General features: G+C 40.0%; 15 protein-coding genes and 2 pseudogenes. 6 read left to right on the top strand and 11 right to left on the bottom strand.

Annotated elements, in window-relative coordinates; translation table 11 throughout:
* Positions 1-70 precede the first annotated feature (70 nt).
* From PV763_RS13490 to PV763_RS13475, 4 genes and pseudogenes are all read left to right on the top strand, one after another.
* A complete protein-coding gene (locus tag PV763_RS13490) occupies positions 71-1,039 on the top strand; it encodes a PDR/VanB family oxidoreductase (RefSeq protein WP_126039409.1) in 969 nt (322 codons plus the stop codon).
* Positions 1,040-1,092: 53 nt separating this feature from the next.
* Positions 1,093-2,247: pseudogene (locus PV763_RS13485) on the top strand (OmpP1/FadL family transporter).
* Positions 2,248-2,336: 89 nt separating this feature from the next.
* Complete coding sequence (locus tag PV763_RS13480) at positions 2,337-3,302, top strand: PDR/VanB family oxidoreductase (RefSeq protein WP_126039412.1); 966 nt, start codon at positions 2,337-2,339, stop codon at positions 3,300-3,302.
* A gap of 17 nt (positions 3,303-3,319) precedes the next feature.
* Positions 3,320-4,228: a LysR family transcriptional regulator gene (locus PV763_RS13475; RefSeq protein ID WP_420938023.1), complete on the top strand. Its 909-nt coding sequence runs from the start codon at positions 3,320-3,322 to the stop codon at positions 4,226-4,228.
* 136 nt (positions 4,229-4,364) lie between these two features.
* Here PV763_RS13475 and PV763_RS13470 read toward each other — a convergent pair whose 3' ends face one another.
* Both PV763_RS13470 and PV763_RS13465 read right to left on the bottom strand, forming a co-directional pair.
* A complete protein-coding gene (locus PV763_RS13470) occupies positions 4,365-4,766 on the bottom strand; it encodes a helix-turn-helix domain-containing protein (protein WP_126039418.1) in 402 nt (133 codons plus the stop codon).
* A 1-nt stretch (position 4,767) separates the two neighbouring features.
* On the bottom strand, positions 4,768-5,058 hold the full coding sequence (locus PV763_RS13465; RefSeq protein ID WP_126039422.1) for a type II toxin-antitoxin system HigB family toxin: 291 nt from the start codon (positions 5,056-5,058) through the stop codon (positions 4,768-4,770).
* Between the two features lie 267 nt (positions 5,059-5,325).
* On the opposite strand from PV763_RS13465, the pseudogene PV763_RS13460 reads away from it, so the two are divergent.
* A pseudogene (locus PV763_RS13460) lies at positions 5,326-5,457 on the top strand (IS3 family transposase); the annotation flags it as partial.
* Positions 5,458-5,690: 233 nt separating this feature from the next.
* Here PV763_RS13460 and pcaD read toward each other — a convergent pair.
* The 6 genes from pcaD to PV763_RS13430 all read right to left on the bottom strand — a co-directional run bounded on the left by pcaD (position 5,691) and on the right by PV763_RS13430 (position 10,884).
* Positions 5,691-6,470, bottom strand: coding sequence for a 3-oxoadipate enol-lactonase (pcaD, locus tag PV763_RS13455; RefSeq protein ID WP_126039424.1), 780 nt, complete (start codon positions 6,468-6,470; stop codon positions 5,691-5,693).
* A 117-nt stretch (positions 6,471-6,587) separates the two neighbouring features.
* The gene (gene pcaF, locus PV763_RS13450) at positions 6,588-7,793 is read right to left on the bottom strand and encodes a 3-oxoadipyl-CoA thiolase (protein ID WP_126039428.1); all 1,206 of its coding nucleotides are present in this window, start codon (positions 7,791-7,793) and stop codon (positions 6,588-6,590) included.
* Positions 7,794-7,922: 129 nt separating this feature from the next.
* Positions 7,923-8,576, bottom strand: a complete 654-nt coding sequence (locus PV763_RS13445; protein ID WP_126039431.1) for a 3-oxoacid CoA-transferase subunit B — start codon at positions 8,574-8,576, stop codon at positions 7,923-7,925.
* A 20-nt stretch (positions 8,577-8,596) separates the two neighbouring features.
* Entirely contained in the window at positions 8,597-9,268 is a 672-nt protein-coding gene (locus PV763_RS13440) for a 3-oxoacid CoA-transferase subunit A (RefSeq protein WP_004827065.1), read from the bottom strand.
* A 201-nt stretch (positions 9,269-9,469) separates the two neighbouring features.
* Positions 9,470-9,760 (bottom strand): muconolactone Delta-isomerase, encoded by a 291-nt coding sequence (gene catC / locus PV763_RS13435; protein ID WP_126039434.1) that lies wholly within the window; start codon positions 9,758-9,760, stop codon positions 9,470-9,472.
* 14 nt (positions 9,761-9,774) lie between these two features.
* A complete protein-coding gene (locus PV763_RS13430) occupies positions 9,775-10,884 on the bottom strand; it encodes a muconate/chloromuconate family cycloisomerase (RefSeq protein WP_126039437.1) in 1,110 nt (369 codons plus the stop codon).
* A gap of 101 nt (positions 10,885-10,985) precedes the next feature.
* Between PV763_RS13430 and catM the strand changes: the two genes are divergently transcribed.
* Complete coding sequence (gene catM, locus PV763_RS13425; RefSeq protein WP_338841487.1) at positions 10,986-11,903, top strand: cis,cis-muconate-binding transcription regulator CatM; 918 nt, start codon at positions 10,986-10,988, stop codon at positions 11,901-11,903.
* 57 nt (positions 11,904-11,960) lie between these two features.
* Here the strand turns inward: catM and PV763_RS13420 are convergent, their stop codons facing one another.
* From PV763_RS13420 to catA, 3 genes are all read right to left on the bottom strand, one after another.
* Positions 11,961-13,574 (bottom strand): dynamin family protein, encoded by a 1,614-nt coding sequence (locus PV763_RS13420; RefSeq protein ID WP_338841489.1) that lies wholly within the window; start codon positions 13,572-13,574, stop codon positions 11,961-11,963.
* Positions 13,571-14,830, bottom strand: a complete 1,260-nt coding sequence (locus tag PV763_RS13415) for a GTPase (RefSeq protein WP_126039448.1) — start codon at positions 14,828-14,830, stop codon at positions 13,571-13,573. Before PV763_RS13415 ends, PV763_RS13420 begins: the two co-directional genes overlap by 4 nt.
* An 88-nt stretch (positions 14,831-14,918) precedes the next feature.
* Positions 14,919-15,863 (bottom strand): catechol 1,2-dioxygenase, encoded by a 945-nt coding sequence (gene catA / locus PV763_RS13410; RefSeq protein ID WP_126039451.1) that lies wholly within the window; start codon positions 15,861-15,863, stop codon positions 14,919-14,921.
* Positions 15,864-16,139: the final 276 nt, after the last annotated feature.

The following is a 16,139-nucleotide window of genomic DNA, read 5'->3' as shown; positions in this document are numbered from 1 at the left end:
TTATCAATACATCGTGAAGTGCTTACTGTTAAGTACTTCATATTCATCGCACTAAAAGGAAGTAGTGGTTATGACATTAGGAAAATTAAAGCTCAAAGTGACAGATATCCAATGTGAAGCCAAAGGTATCTTGCTCTTAGAACTTAGAGATGAAAATAAACAAGTGCTTCCACCATTTACAGCAGGGTCACATTTAGAGATTTATCTTGCGAATGGACTGACGAGACATTACTCATTGTTAAACTCACCCGCAGAGCGTGATCGTTATGTAGTTGCTGTGAGCTTGAATCCAAATAGTCAGGGTGGATCAGCGTTTATTCATCAAAAAATAAAGCTTGGTGATGTGCTGAGCATAAGCACACCACGTAATCATTTTGAATTGGTAGATGCAGCAGAATACTGCTTTATTGCAGGTGGAATTGGTATTACCCCTATTTTATCTATGATTCATTGGTGTATTGCACATCAAAAAAAATGGACTTTATATTACTCAACCCGTAATCGACAACGCGCAGCATTTTATGAAAGTTTGAATGTACTTCATCAGGCAGAAAACATTCATTTTCATTTTAATGATGAGCAAGCCAATTTGTTAGATTTAGAACATATTGTACAAGAGCTCAGTCCAAACACGCATATCTACTGTTGTGGACCAAATCCACTGATGCTTGCCTTAAAAGAGGTTTCAGTTGCGATTGCAGAGCGAGTACATTTTGAATGGTTCAATGCACCACAACCGATCAAATCTGAAACCCAATCGGTAGAGGATATTTCTGAATTTACTGTGAAATTGGCAAAATCAGGTCATGAAATTATTGTTAAACCTGAGCAATCCATCTTAGATGCCATTGAATCCCACGGTATAGAGGTACCATTTTCTTGTCGTGCGGGTATTTGTGGCGCATGTGAATGCACAGTACTTCGTGGTGAGCCTGAACACTTAGATATGGTTTTAAGTGACAGTGAAAAACAAGCCAATCAACGGATGTTGATTTGTGTTTCTAGATCACGTTCTCCGGTCTTGGAATTAGACCTTTAAAATAATTGATTTTATACAGCACGATGTGCATTAAATGAATAAGGATATTCATCATGAAAAAAATCTCAATGATTGCGTTATGCATCGTCTCGCCTGCTCTATATGCCTACAACGGTACTTTATTAACAGGTACAGGACAGATTTCGAGTGGTATGGGTGGCGTGAGTTATGGTGGTGGGGTGGATCGCTCTTCTATTGCGGATAACCCCGCCAATTTATCTTATCAGCCATCAGGTGGAGATATTCAGTTATCACTTTTAAATATTCATTCGAAAGCAAGTTTTCTTGATCCAAATCACGTTTATAAAAGTAAACAATATGTGCCTGTACCGAGTTTGTCTGTTGTGCAACATGCTGACGACAAGCTGAATTATGGACTTGCAATTGTAGGGTCGGGCACATCGGTGGATTATCGTGGGTCAGTAACAGGGAGCTCAAAAAATGCCACTGCAAAAGATAATCTGGCAATGGCAACCATTAATCCAACACTTTCTTATAAAATTAAACCGAATTTAAGTGTGGGTGCTGCACTACATCTAGGTACACAACAATTTAGAGCCAAAGGCGTCATTGTTGGGATTGATACAGATCAATAAGCCATTGAACTTGAAGCGCATGGTAATCAATGGGCATGGGGTTATGGCTATGCACTTGGTGCAACATGGCAATTTTTACCGCAATGGACTGCGGGTGCCTCTTATATCAGTGAAACCACGTTTTCTAAATTGAAGGGTTATGAAGATGATTTGCTGGCCAGTAGCAAAGGGCGTTTAAACTTACCTATGCGTATTGGGGGAGGTCTGACATATCAACCGAATGAAAAATTAAAAGTTGGGTTTGACATCCTCAGAATCAATTGGCAGGATACTGATGGTTTTGGTCAAGGTACCGCCTTTAATTGGGATGATCAAACAGTCTACCGCCTTGGTGTAGACTATAAAGCCAATGCTGTATCAAGTGTAAGAGTCGGTTATAGCCATGCTAATAGCTTTTCAAATACAGATCATACCAACGCCAATTTATACACTAATGCGATTGCACATAAAGCCATCACAGTAGGCTATGGTCATCGTTTGCCGTTTGCTGATCTAAATTTAGCATATGAATATGATTTATCCGCTTCAGAAAAAGGTACAGGACCCAGTGTTGGTACAAACTTGAAGAATGAAAATCATACGCTGACTTTTGGATTAGCAAAGTCATTTTAATCTTTGATGCAAGGTTTAAAGGGGAGAAGCAAGCCACAATGCTAATCATCACTTTAAACCTTGTATTGTATTAAAGTTATAGGTTGAAATTGAATAACATCATTGATGTCCGTGTACAGCAAATGCGCTATGAATCCGAGAATATCCTCAGTATTCAACTTGCGCCGATTCATAGTAAATTATTACCGCATTTTAATAGTGGTGCACACATAGACCTACATTTACCTCATGGCAAAGTACGCCAATACTCGCTCATTAGTCCATTACAAGACCGGCGCTATTACGAAATTGGTGTTCTTAAAGAACCGAAATCAGCAGGTGGATCGCGTTATATTCATGAGCAACTTAGAGTGGGAGACCTGATTCAAATCAGTGAACCACGCAACTTATTTGAACTAGATGATACTGATCAAAAAGTATTACTCATTGCGGGTGGAATTGGCATTACCCCTATTTTAAGTATGTGGTCAAGTCTTGCAATTGACCAGCGCAAATGTGATTTACATTATTGTACACGTCAGCCGAATATCCCATTTATTGACCGTATTAATGAATTTCATATCATGAATCGTGATAGCCATTATGTGACCTATATTGGTAATCAACACACTAACGGCTTTGATATTGCAACAGTTTTACAGCAAGAAACAGTCAATACACACATTTATGTTTGTGGATCGGCTACTTTTATTCAATCTATTGAAAGTCAGGCACTGGTAATGCAATGGACTAAACCTTTTATTCATAAAGAGTGCTTTAAAAATACTAATACTGCATTGCAGTTGACTTCTTCCCAAGAACACATCATAGAAATTGCATCTACAGGACAAAAAATTCCATTATTACAAATCGATAATATTGCTGAAGTTTTAAATAAGGCGGGCTATGTGGTGCCGCTGTCATGTGAACAGGGCATTTGTGGTACATGTACACTGCGTTACACCGAAGGAGAGCTGCATCATCAGGATATGATTTTAAATGATGAAGATCATTTAACCATGTTCACGCCATGTTGTTCGAAAATTAAATCAAAATACATTGTTATTGATCTTTAAGAGGACAGCAAAACAATATGGATATTCGCCAAATGAAATATTTCATTGCTGTAGCTGATGAGATGAGTTTCACAAAGGCGGCTGAAAAATTATTTATTGCTCAGCCACCATTAAGTCGTGCTATACAAAATTTGGAAGAAGAGTTAGAAGTGTCCTTATTGGTACGTAATACTCGATCCATAGAATTGACAGAAGCAGGTAAATACTTCTATGAAAATTCGAAAAAAATTGTGCAGAGTGAAATGCATCTTAAGAAGATGACTCAGCATATTGGCGGAGCCAATAATACACTGCGTATTGGATTTATTGGTTCTGCTATATATAGCGAACTGGCAGAATGCATCAAATATTACCGATTAAAGTATCCTGATATTGCCATTCATGTCGAAGCCATGAATACTCTTCAACAGATTGAAAAATTAAAAAGCGGCAAGATTGACATAGGAATTGGTAGACTTAAAAGTATAGATCACGAGATTGAGCGTATTATTCTGAAAGAAGAAAAACTTTATGTTGCTTTATATAAAGAGCATCCACTGTTACAGCTAAAAGTTAATCAGTCTCTTTCTTTAGAAGATATCGTTGATGAACCAATGATTTTATTTCCTGATACTCCACAACCAAATTTCCTTTCAAATATTCTTGAAATTTTTGAAGTCAAAATGATATCGCCCTCAAATCTATTTGAGCCTGTACGTGATATTCACTCTGCTTTGGGATTAGTGTTGGCTGGATTTGGAATCACAATAGTGAATGAGGGGGTAGTTAATCTTTATAGTAAAGATCTTGTATTTATTCCTCTGAGTGAAGCGTTTGCTTTTAGCTCAATTATTCTCAGATACCGAAAAAAAGAAAATTATACCCTCGTTGAAAATTTTATTAATTTATCAAAAAAAATATTTGGCTATGAATTAAAGGCTACTTAATTGTATAGATTTATTAATGAAAATAATATATTAGGACTTACGCACTATCATTTATAGATTCTCTGGGCTTTGTTGCACAAAAATTTGAAAGGCAAAGCACCCCTAATTGAGCCAAATTTCCTGATCCACCTCTCTTTTAGAAAAACGTATCTGCCGATACATTAAACCGCTCAGACAAGGCCTTAATATGACGAATATTCAGTTGGCGTTTACCACTTAAAATCTCAGAAATCACTGATTGGGTTGCAACCTCTGTTAAGTCAGACTGACCTAAACCATGTTGCTCCATCAAAAAAGCCAAAGCAGCACGACCGTCCCCTTTAGGCATAGGAAGATGCTCATTTTCATAATCAGAAACCAAATCACCAAGCTGATGAGTAAGCCCCATTAAAGGATGGGACTCGTCATCACCAACGGTATCTAAAAGTTCATCTAAAGCTTCAACAAGTGTATGAAAGTCGTCTTCATTTTCTGGCTTGCTGAGCAATGGTGCAACGTAGTGCCAGTGGTCTACGGCCTGTTTAATCATCGCGTTCATACTAACCTTCCTTCCAATGACCTTTGTCATATTCTTTATGGGACAAGACATGACGGATATACACACGTTTTGCCTGATACATCACGACTGCAATAAGTCGGATCTTGTTCCCGCCAATATCGAATACATGGAACTTTCCAACTTTATCGACCGCTGGAAAGAGATGTTTCATCTCAGCAAAATCTTTCGGATCGTTTGCCTTTATGGTTCGATACCAACCATCTAATGCCGTTTCAGCCTGTGGCCACTTTTGCATTGCTTCTATAATTCGAGCGTGGGTGATCACATGCATAACATTTTATCGCATTTTGCTATAAATCAAGTATAAACCATTTATCGCATTTTGCAATATTGAAGGGCTAGGATGAATAAAGCGCCACACGGAGCTTTATTCATTATCAGAATGCACTTAATCTGATGACCTTAAAAATGCCTATTCATTGATCTGACTTTTCCCCGTCACATGTAGTTCGTAGCCGAGATGACCAAAAACGGGCAGATGATTTGGTGAAACGTAATTTTAATGCTGATCATCCTGACTCTTGCGAATCAGTGCTTCTTGTTTGACTATATCGAGATTTATTACAATCGGGTCAGAAGACATTCTGCAAACGGCTGATTAAGCCCAGAAGCCTTTGAACAAAAATATTTTAAAAGTTTAGAGGGGCTGGTTGTCCACGATACTGTCTAGGATCATGTTATTTGTAGTCATAAATTTTAGTCCCCACTTGTTTTTAAGTGGGGACTAAATTAAGGCTTATAGGCTGAATTCATAAGGTGTGTTCAGCGGACGCTTACATTTGAGCATTAGATTGCTGAATAAGCCGTCATGAATAGATTTGTGCAACAAAGCCGAGATAGTAATAGAAAAATGGCCATGCACTGACCATTTTTATAAAAATTTTGTAGATTACTACAATAGAATTATGCGTTTAAAAACTGATGTAGAATGTAATTAAATACTCTAGGCTGTTCTATATTGGATATATGTGATGCATCAATTTTAAATAATTGACTATCGGGAATATGCTCAATCATGTATTCCCCATCTGCAATGGTGGTTACAGGGTCTTGTAACCCTGCCACAACAAGTGTTGGAACAGTAATCGTTTTAAGTTGTTCACGAAGATCCGCTTTAGCCAAAGCTTCACAGCAACTTGCATAACCTTCTGGGCTGCCAGCACCAAGGTCGTTACTTAAAGATTCTACAACTGCTGCGTTACTTTGGATAAAGGGCTCGGTAAACCAGCGTGATGCAGCTGTATCAGCAATCGGTTTCAAACCTTGTTCACGCACCAACGCTGCACGCGTATCCCAAGCGAGTTCTTGACCGATTTTTGCTGCTGCATTAGACACAACGACATGGTTAAAACGTTCTGGATGGTGAATGGCCAACCATTGACCTGTCAAACCACCCATTGAAATGCCACAAAAACTGGCTTTATTTATATTTAAATGATCCAACAAATGGATAACATCTGACCCTAATTGATCAATCGAATAGGGACCTTTTGGGGAAGAGGATGCACCATGACCTCTAGTATCGTAGCAAATCACAAAAAAATCATTCTGTAGCGCATCAATTTGCGGCTTCCACATAGTATATTTTGTGCCCAGCGAGTTTGAAAATATGATTGCTGGGTTATTGGTATCGCCGAAGGTTTGGTAATTAATTTCGGCATCATTCGATGTAAATTTTGGCATTTTACAATCCTTGATCTTATCTTTTAACTTGATCCAGCATTTTTAGCCTGATCAAGTGTTATGAGTAGCAGCCTAATCCTCAGGGATAAAGCAGACTGCTCTGCAAAGAGAGCTTACTTAGACTCTTTCAATAATCAAAGCAATGCCTTGACCCACACCAATACACATCGAGCATAAGGCGTATTTGCCATTGGTTGCTTCAAGTTGATTTAATGCTGTGGTCACTAAGCGTGCACCAGACGCACCGAGTGGATGTCCAAGCGCAATTGCACCACCATTCGGATTAACTTTCGCTTCGTCATCCGCTAAACCCAAATCGCGAGTCACTGCTAAAGCTTGTGCTGCAAAAGCTTCATTCAGTTCAATCACGTCCATTTGTTCGAGTGTTAAATCTGTTTGTGCCAGCAATTTTTTGATGGCAGGCGCTGGACCGAAGCCCATGATGCGAGGCTCAACGCCAACTGTGGTTGCGCCAATAATTTTGGCACGCGCTTTGAGTCCATATTTTTCAACTGCATCATCAGAGGCAATGAGCAGGGCAGCAGCACCGTCATTAATCCCTGAAGCATTACCAGCAGTGACTGTACCTTCTGCTTTCACAACCGGTTTGAGTTTATTTAAACCTTCCAGTGTGGTTGAAGCGCGCGGGTGTTCATCTGTATCAACAATTACGGCATCGCCTTTACGTTGAGGGATGCTGACAGCAATAATTTCGCTTTTAAAAAAACCTTTGGCTTGGGCTGCTGCGGTGCGCTGTTGGCTGTTATATGCAAAGATGTCTTGATCCGTGCGGTTGATATTGAATTGTTCTGCAACATTTTCCGCTGTTTGCGGCATGGTTTCTACGCCGTACATTTCTTTCAACTTGGGATTGATAAAGCGCCAGCCCATGGTGGTGTCTTCGATTTTCTGACTGCGTCCATAAGCAGACTCAGATTTACCCATTACTAAAGGCGCACGGCTCATGCTTTCTACACCACCAGCGATAATTAAATCAGCTTCATTGGCTTTGATTGCACGTGCAGCCATTGCAATGGCATCTAAAGATGAACCACATAAACGGTTTACTGTGGTTGCAGGCACTTGATAAGGCACACCAGCCAAAAGGGCAGACATACGTCCGACATTGCGGTTATCTTCACCTGCTTGGTTGGCACAGCCGTAAATGACATCATCGACGTTTTCCCAATTGATCGATGGATTTCGTTCCATCAAAGCTTTGATGGGTAATGCACCCAAATCATCTGCACGAACTGGCGCTAGACCACCTGCATAGCGACCGAATGGTGTACGAATAGCGTCAATGATGTATGCGTTTTTCATTTTTAAATCCTTAACTGAAAGCTCCTCCTTTTTTAAAGGGAGGTTGGGAGGTTGGGAGGAATTTTAAAATAGATGATTTATTCGAAAAATCCCCCTAAATCCCCCTTTGTAAAAGGGAGACTTCCTTTTTTATTTAGATGTCCCATCTACCAACTTTGCGCCAGTCATTGACTGCAATTCTTCAAAGCTCAGACCGCCCACTTTTTCAATCACGGTCATGCCTGTAGGTGTTACATCAATAACGCAAAGGTCGGTATAAATACGGTCAACGCATTTCAGGCCAGTGGCAGGGTAACTTAATTCAGCGACAATCTTTGGCTCGCCTTTTTTGGTTACATGATCGGTGGTGATAAATACTTTCTTTGCACCCACAGCCAAGTCCATTGCACCACCCACTGCAGGGATTGCATCGGGAGCACCTGTATGCCAGTTGGCTAAGTCGCCATTTTCAGCCACTTGGAATGCACCGAGTACCGCAATATCTAAGTGACCGCCACGCATCATGGCAAATGAATCTCCGTGATGAAAAAAAGCACCGCCAGTCAGCATGGTGACAAATTCTTTACCCGCATTAATCAGCTCAGGGTCTTCCTGATCTTTTTCTGGAGGTGGGCCAAAAGCCAATAGGCCATTTTCAGAGTGTAGAAATACGTCTTTGTCTGAAGGGAGGTAATTCGAAATTTTAGTCGGTAAACCAATGCCTAAGTTCACATAAGCACCATCTGGAATATCTTGGGCCACACGTTCAGCAATTTGATCACGGCTTAATTTGGTATAACTCATTTTTAAATCTCCGCATCCAATTATTGAGTAGGTGTAACTTCAACAACGTGTTGAACAAAAATCCCTGGGGTGATGATATGTTCTGGATCTAAGTCACCCAGTTCAACCACTTCAGATACTTGCGCAATAGTTACATCGGCAGCCATGGCCATAATTGGGCCAAAGTTACGTGCAGATTTGTTGTAAACCAAGTTGCCCCAACGGTCGCCTTGATGCGCTTTGATGAGTGCAACGTCGGCTTTGATTGGATTTTCTAAAACAAAGTCTTTGCCTTCATAATTGAGTGTCGGTTTACCTTCAGCTAAAAGCGTACCGAAACCTGTAGGCGTATAGATTGGGCCTAAACCCATCCCCGCCGCTTGAATACGACATGCTAAATTGCCTTGTGGCACAAGTTCTAATTCAATTTTTCCAGCACGGTAAAGTTCATCAAAGACCCAAGAGTCAGACTGGCGCGGGAAAGAACAAATGATTTTACGGACAGAGTCTGCTTTAAGCAGTTTCGCAAGGCCATAATCACCATTGCCTGCATTGTTATTCACAATTACGAGGTCTTTGATGCCAAGCTTAATCAGTCCGTCAATCAGTTCAGCAGGCTGACCAGCTGTACCAAAGCCACCGATCATGACAGTTGAACCATTTTTAATTTGGGACAGTGCATCCATTAAGGATGTTGAGCTTTTATCAATCATATGCCTACTCTTATTTGTATATGCTTAAATTGCTATGCGTAAATATCATTTCAAAAATACCTATGCATAAAAATTATTGGGTTGTTATCACTGTACAATTAGGACCTATTTCAAGCTGCGCCTTTAAAACTCCTGTAATACATCTCAGTATATAAATGAGAGATAAACCACCCTAAAAATTAGAGTGGTTTAATGTTCTGATCAGCTATCATTTTCACGAACTGAAGAAGGATGGCGGTTCAACGCTGTTACATGAATATCCATATACGGGTAGAGTGGTAAACCTTGCAAAATGTTGTGCAACTCTTCATTGCTTTCAACATCAAAAATACTGATATTTGAATATTGACCCGTAATACGCCAAATATGGCGCCATTTACCTTGGCGCTGTAAATCTTGTGAATAAGCTTTTTCAACAGCTTTAATTTCATTGGCTTTATCGCTCGGCATATCTAAAGGGATATGTACGTCCATTTTGACTTGGAAAAGCATGATGTCTCCTTAAATTATTGACGACGTAGGTTGTCGATTTTATTTTCGTCCAACTCAATACCTAAGCCTAAACCTGTAGGGATTTGTAGCTCAAAATTTTCATATTTGAGTGGTGTTTTTAAAATTTCTTCAGTCAGCAATAGTGGACCAAATAACTCAGTGCCATATGCTAAATTGCTGAAGGTTGAAAATACGTGGGCTGAAGCAACTGTGCCTACAGAACCTTCGAGCATAGTGCCACCGTATAAATCTATACCGGCAAGATTGGCGATTTTTCCAACTTCGCAGCCCTCAAGTAAGCCGCTCGATTGCGCAACTTTTACTGCAAATACAGAGGCAGCGTTTCGTTTTGCCAGTTCATAAGCACTTTGTGGACCCATGAGTGATTCATCTGCCATTATCGCAATATCAAATTTACGGGTTAAGCGTTCCATGGCATCTATGTTATGAATGGCACATGGCTGTTCAATCAGGTCAATGCCACCATCTTGTAGCATTTGAATACCTTTAATCGCGGTTAACTCTGACCATGCACGATTGACATCGACACGAATCGAAATGTCATCACCTAAGGCTTTTTTGATTGCCAATACATGTTCAACATCTTGTTCAACAGGGCGTGAACCGATTTTGAGTTTGAAAACATTATGACGCTTGCTAGCAATCATTTTTTGCGCTTCAAGAATGTCTTTTTCAGTATTGCCTGAAGCCAGTACCCATAACACTGGAATACTGTCTCGTAGACGACCACCTAAAACCTCACTAAGAGGCAAACCCAGACGCTGTGCTTGGATATCGAGTAATGCAGTTTGAATGGCACATTTTGCAAAACGGTTACCATTAATATTGCGATTAATGACCTGCATAATTTGAGCGACATTCACATCTTTAAATGTTTTGAGTAGAGGTGCGAAATAAGTTTCGATATTGGTTTTGACGCTTTCAGGGCTCTCTTCGCCATATCCTAAGCCACCAATAGTGGTGGCTTCGCCCCAACCGATAAAGCCGTCGTCTGTGCTGATTTTAACCAGTACGAGAGTCTGAGTTTGCATTGTTGCAACAGCCATCTTATGCGGACGGATCGTTGGAATCTCAACAAGCAATGTTTCTATAGTTTTATACATTGCAAAAATCTTGTGTGTTTAGCTATTTGTATACCCTAAGTTAAGGTAATATCTTAAACTAGAGCCAAATTGGTATTTTTGAATACTTAAAAGGTATATAAATGGAATTAAGACATTTACGTTATTTTGTGGCGGTTGTTGAAGAACAAAGCATTACCAAAGCTGCAGATAAACTCTGTATTGCTCAGCCTCCTTTGAGCCGTCAAATTCAAAAATTAGAAGAAGAATTAGGCATTACCTTATTCGAACGAGGATCTCGCCCAGTTAAAACAACAGAGGCAGGGATGTTCTTTTATGAACATGCTGTGCAAATTTTGACGCATACAGCTCAAGCGACCTCAATGGCACAGCGAATCAATGCTGTGGATAAGACAGTTCGGATCGGCTACGTCGGTTCTTTACTTTATGCTTTGTTGCCTCAAATCATTTATTTATTTCGTCAGCGACATCCAGATACACATGTAGAATTAATCGAGTGTGGCACGCGGGATCAGATTGAAGCCCTAAAAGCAGGTAAGATTGATATTGGTTTTGGTCGATTGCGATTATCCGATCCAGCCATCAAACGTTTATTATTACGTAAAGAGCGCTTAAAATTGGCGGTACATAAAAATCACCATCTGGCAGAATTTATTGATACTGGCGTTTACCTGTCCCAAATTGTCAAGGAATCCATCTTTTCTTATCCCATTGCGCCTAAACCTAATTTTTCGACATTAATTCAGTCCATTTTTACGGAATTAGGCTTAGTCCCGAAAGAGCTTATAGAAGTTCGTGAAATTCATTTAGCACTCGGTTTAGTTTCCTCTGGCGAAGGGATTTCGATCATTCCTGAAAGTGCCAGTGAAATTGGCATGAAAAACTTAATCTATATTCCAATTTTAGACTTAGAAGCTTATTCGCCAATTTCATTATCGGTCAGAAATATGGATCAAAGTTCATACATTCCCGACATTTTAGAATGCATCAAAGAAGTATTCGCCGAAGAGGGGAAGCCAGTTCAACTCAATGATGATTAACATAATGGTTGGTAAGCTGCACTGAAGTTTTTCCTAATATGCCTATTTAGGATCTATTTAGGATAGATTCAAAAGATTCCTCGCTTTTGACGAATCAGAACTTGGCCTTCTTAAATAATCGGCAATGTATTTTAGTTCTTGTTCATCATTGATTAAGCCCTGATGGATGGTCTCAATTTGCTTTTCAATGTTGCTCAGCACGTTTTGACATTGCTCAATGACATCATCCAAATAGTTGTCTACTTTCTGCAATAAACCATTCGAAATTTCAGTATATAAACGCTCATGACCAATGGCTAAGATGTCCTTATCCTTCTCTGCATATATGACTTCGTATGCCAAATGCTCCGAAAACTCTAAATGCTCAAGCGGCATAAATTTCAATTGATAATCAACCAAATGATTTGAAATGTGTACTGCCAGTAATTGATTGGTTTGCTGTGTAAGCGTGCGATATAAATCAGGCAAGGCTTGCTGCGCGGCAAATTGTTCTAATAGGCTTGGTAAAGTGGCAATAACGCTGCGCCAAGTCTGTGTCATGATTTGAGACTTATGCTGCACTAATGCATTGCTGGCATTGTTCAAACACACCTGCAATTGATTAAGCTGCGGCACAACTTCAAGTTGTAACGGCGCTAATATTTCTTCCTGCAAATGATGAAGCAAGGCTTCGGCAGGTTTTCGCTGTTTATAGGCTAAGGCGGGTTCAATTAAATGAAAAAGAGCATTAAATAGGCTATTAAATCCAGCAGATTGCATAGCTTGATCATTAAAATCTGCATCTTTTAACATTTGCGAAGAAATCGATACTGGCACTTGCAATAAGTCAGGATCAACTTGCATTTCCACCAGTTGCGATGTGGCACGCGTATAGACGTCCTGCTCCTGCAAACTGCGTTGATCCGAATTTTTATTGCATAAGACTTGGAAAATTTCTCCATCCACCTCGTCTTCATCAAAATAATCACTTCTGGTAATCACAGGCAGTAAGGGTTTATGCCTACGTAACTCCTGTCCCAAAGCCATGAGTTCTTTGACCTGACCAGGTGAAGATGAACTGCTTAACCATAAAACACCATCGGCACTGTCTAAAAACCGTTGAGTTAGTTCGGCATTTTGGGGAGTTACAGAATGCAGTCCAGGCGTGTCTAATAAAATTAAATTAAGACCGAGGCAAACACCTTGTAAACGCGAGGTGGTCTCTGTGGCACCTTCTTTTAAAGGTTTATCACTTTCGATGATATTTCCAGCATCGAGGTAAAAATAACCAACGCTTTGTTGTCGTCTGCGGAAACTTTCAGCCAAGACATTACATAATGAACTTTTACCGGCATTAAATTTGCCAAAAATTAATAAAATGATTTTATCTTCAAAATGTTCAGCAATAGATTGTGCATCTTTGAGGCGGTCTAGATGTGTTTCCCAGTGACTCAGATAATGTTCAAGTTGGGTATTTAAAGCCACAATCGCAGTAGATATTTGGCTGGATGAACTCAATCCGTTACTGTTTAAACGTCGTTCATTTAGATTGGTTGCCAGTTGCTGATGCCAAGCCTGCATTTTATTTAAATGCAGTAGAATATCTTGCTCAGGCTGAACGAAAGTATCAGAACTTTGGATCAAATGTTGAATTGGACTTTCAATCGAAGTTTGAATCAAATCAGTACTCATAATGCTCCCTCCAAAGTTTCTGTTACTTGTTGGGCTTGTACAATGAGTTGAAGTCGTTGCTCTAGATTCTGCAGTTGGTTTTTCAATTGCATGCGATCGGCCGAGACTTCAAAATAGTGTGTGAATTCACGTCGCAAACGATCACGACCTGATTCTTCGTCAAAAATAAGTTTTAAATCCTTACGCAGTTTGACCGAAACCCCCATGACCGCAACCATCACAGTATCCAAACTACGGACATTACTTTTTTGTGTATCAGGTAAACCAATCACACCATATCGTACTAAGTGACTGTTGATTTCGATACAAGCGCGAGAATACGCTACTTGAATACGGTTACGATCTCGTTTACCCGCAGTCACTTTATACATATTGGCAAAGGAATCTGGTTCTAAAGAATCGTCTTTTCCTGAAATCTGTAGAATGGGCTGTAAATCCACACGAACTTTGTCTAGCACTTGATTGAGATCATGCAAAAAGGATTCAGCTTGTTGTTGAAGCGTTGTGTTCAGTTGCTGTATTTGGGTCTGAGTTGAATTTTGCAGTTCAGAGATTTCTGATTTAAGTTCAGTGAAGATTTTATTTTTTTCAAACTGGCGTACTGCGGAAACTTTTTCAATCATGCCGTTGAGGGTTTGTTGCAGTTCTGGAATACCACTACGTTGAACTAGTAGTGGTTTAGAATTGACTAAGCCTTGGCGATGACGCGTTGCAGAAACGGGCATAACATTGGCATCAGGCGCTTGTTTTTTAATGCTGTCGATAATATGTGCTAAAACATCTTGATCTGGTGCTTGATCGATTTGCGTCAGGACCAGTACGCTTTGACGCCGTGTTTGCTGTTCATCTTGTTTGAATTGTTGAAATAATTGTAATTCATACGGATCGAATTCACCCTCACGAACAGAATGGATTATTAAGCGGATATCCGCTTCGGTCCACATCGCATCTTGCGCATATTGGTCGTCAATGGCTGCGACATCAGCATCTAAACCTGGTGCATCTAACCAGCGGACATTATGCTTTAAATGTTCAGATAAAGCGACCGTTTCACGTTTATCTGCAACAGAGAAAATGTCATCGCCAATTAGTTCATTTAAAAGTCGGCTTTTACCGTGGTTATATTTGCCAATCACCGTCACGGTGGGAAATTGTCCTGCTAACAAGATAGCACGAAGCCGAGCCAAACTTCTATTTCGCTCTGGAAGAATGGCTAAAATTTCATTTTGTGCTGCATCAAAAATACGAATATCCATATAATTTTCTATTTATCCATAAAGCAAATCAGGCTAGGCGATTGCTGACAGCCTGATTACAAGATTCAAAATTACATTTATAGTTGCATCAAGCTTGCAAGCGCGGGCGGTCTACCACTTGGTTATCAACTCCATCGACAAGTCGGCTTAATTTTAGATCAAAGACCATTTCAGCAAATGGACCTTCTACGCCGTTGGCTTGACTTGTCGCAGGATCGGTATGCTCAATCGCTTCAACCACTAGGCCTTCACGAGTTGCATAAGCGAAGTCATCGTAGGTGTACGGGTCGCCAGCAACGTTAATTTGCGTAGTTAGTTTGCGATGACCATCTGCTGACACAAAGAAGTGGATGTGCGCAGGACGGTTACCGTGACGACCTAATTGATTTAACAATTGCTGTGTTGGACCATCTGGTGGGCAGCCATAACCTGATGGCAGAATCGTTTGTACACGATAATGGCCTTGTGCATCCGTCATAATAGTACGGCGCATGTTGAATGGTGTTTGTTCGCCAGTTGGGTCAAAGTGTGAATAGAAACCTTTGGTATTGGCATGCCAAATTTCAACTTGTGCATTTGGAATCGGCTGGCCATTATTATCGTAAATTGTACCGTGCAATATTAAGGTGTGGCCATTTGGATCACTTCCGTCATCCATACGAGCAAAGCCTTGTGATACAGGCGCACCAGCTACATATAATGGGCCTTCAATAGTACGCGGTGTTGGATTATCAATACCTAAAGCGGCATCCGCGGCATCCATACGCATATCAAGGAAATGGTCAAAACCTAAACCAGGGGAAAGCAATCCAGCTTCATGACTTGTACCGAGTTGGTTTAAATATGCAATTGCCGCCCAATATTCGTCAGAAGTAATTTCTAAATCTTCAATTGATTTAAATAAATCAGAAACTACGCGGTGGATAATTTGTTTGATACGCGGATTACCACCTTCTTGCTCAAGACCACTGAGTAGATTTATAAAATTTTGTACTTCTTCCGTGTTAAAAATTTTAACATTTGCGGCTGTCATGGCTATCTCCTTCATGTTGCCATAATGCTGGTCCACTTCATAATTATTCAATCGTTGTATGAGTTAAGCCTGCATTGATTCTTAAATTGTATATCCGTTCATATATACCTTAATTAAATGTTATAGCCTTATCTAGTCTTTTTTTGGTATCTTTAAATACTTAAAAGGTATATTTAAGGAATGTGGTTTTAAAAAATTAGGTGGTGTTTCAAAAAGTATGCTGGCGTTAAACAAATCCGTTATTAAGGTAAAAGAAAGTCAAATCAAAGGCTTTAA

It is taken from the genome of Acinetobacter sp. AS5 (assembly GCF_048957595.1).
Taxonomy (GTDB): domain Bacteria; phylum Pseudomonadota; class Gammaproteobacteria; order Pseudomonadales; family Moraxellaceae; genus Acinetobacter.
The sequence above is the reverse complement of the archived record's forward strand: the minus strand, read 5'-3'. Positions and strand labels throughout refer to the sequence as shown.